Annotated in this window: 2 protein-coding genes and 1 pseudogene; 1 reads left to right on the top strand and 2 read right to left on the bottom strand. The window is 37.8% G+C overall.

What is annotated here, in order from left to right:
* The coding region (locus tag R7P64_RS24105; RefSeq protein ID WP_225455851.1) for a transposase at positions 1 to 224 on the top strand (224 nt) is incomplete at its 5' end.
* Between the two features lie 323 nt (positions 225 to 547).
* Here the strand turns inward: R7P64_RS24105 and R7P64_RS24100 are convergent.
* Both R7P64_RS24100 and R7P64_RS24095 read right to left on the bottom strand, forming a co-directional pair.
* Positions 548 to 1,189, bottom strand: coding sequence for a type A-3 chloramphenicol O-acetyltransferase CatIII (locus R7P64_RS24100; RefSeq protein WP_004920769.1), 642 nt, complete (start codon positions 1,187 to 1,189; stop codon positions 548 to 550).
* Between the two features lie 35 nt (positions 1,190 to 1,224).
* A pseudogene (locus R7P64_RS24095) lies at positions 1,225 to 1,448 on the bottom strand (IS5/IS1182 family transposase); the annotation flags it as partial.

The raw sequence follows: 1,448 nt of genomic DNA, 5'->3' as shown, positions 1-1,448 counted from the left end.
GAAGTCGTCGCTATGAGCCTCATGTCCAGTCACGGAAGGATGAATCAGAAGCCATCAAAAACACGGATTTTAAGGCCCACCGCTGGGTTGTAGAGAGAACACACAGTTGGATGAATCGCTACCGTCGTGTCCTGACTCGTTGGGAGAAAAAGGTCGAAAATTACGAGGCAATGCTGCATCTTGCCTGTGCCATCATTGTCTGGAATAAAATCCTTTTGGGATAGGTTCTTATTCATTCTTTATCCCATTTAGTTTATATATCATGATTTGATACATATCTTGGCATCGACGTGTTATTTCAAGCTTACCTTTAAAAAATTATCATAAAATGCCTAGAAACAGATAAAAAGTGCGAACAAAAGCCGACAAAAAACATTTTATTGTTTATGGTTTTTAGCCTTTTGCGGAAGGATGATATAATAATTCGGCTCACACATTTATTTGAGGGTAAACAGTCGGTTCTATGACCGCCATTGAAGATAAGTTAACTCAAAACATAATAAAACAGGGCTTCACTAGATATGAAACCCTTTAATTTAACCTGAGCTTATTTTAATTTACTGTTACACAACTCTTGTAGCCGATTAATAAAGCGTGCAACATGGAAGCCATCACAAACTGCATGATGAACCTGTACTGAGAGCGGCAATAACAGTCTATCCCCTTCTTGCTGATATTTTGCCATTGTTATAATGGGTGCAAAATAATCGGTAAAATTAGCAACATTTAAATTAAAGCTATCAAAATTAACCCAAGGTAATGCTGAAATATTTAAATGATTTTCTGGTGTTACCCCTTGAGGAAATAACTTGGTATCACTTTTATAACGTTCCATTACCGATAAATAATTCACCATAAATTGATCAATATCGGATGAGTATGGGCAACTCAGTGCTGAAAATGTCTCTGTTTCTTGATGGAATACGGTGAATTGTGGGTCGACTGAATCCCATACGATCAATTCATCATCTTTTATCGCCATTCTCAACTCATCAAATTGATTCACGGCCTGAGCAATCAGATAGATCATTACCGGATAAAACTTATACGCTGAATCATCCAATGACTTTTTTAACGTCGTGATATCAATTTTGCTTGTTAAGCTAAAACCACATGGTAAACGATGCCGATAAAACTCAAAATGCTCACGGCGAACCCAATTTTTTACATCAAATTTTGTATAGTTCATAACATATCCCTTCTGAATTTTTATTTACTAAGAACCTATCCCAATAGGTTTTTAGTCCAGACAATGATACCACAGGCAAAATGCAGCATCGCCTCATAATTCTCGACTTTCTTCTCCCAACGAGTCAGGACACGACGGTAGCGATTCATCCAACTGTGTGTTCTCTCTACAACCCAACGGTGAGCCTTAAAATCCGTGTTTTTAATGGCTTCTGACTCATCCTTCCGTGACTGGATATGAGGTTCATAGCGACGACTTT

The organism is Vibrio sp. 2304, assembly GCF_033339475.1.
In the GTDB taxonomy this organism is placed as follows: Bacteria; Pseudomonadota; Gammaproteobacteria; order Enterobacterales; family Vibrionaceae; genus Vibrio; species Vibrio alginolyticus.
Note: the sequence above shows the minus strand (reverse complement) of the source record. Positions and strands in the feature narration are given on the sequence as shown.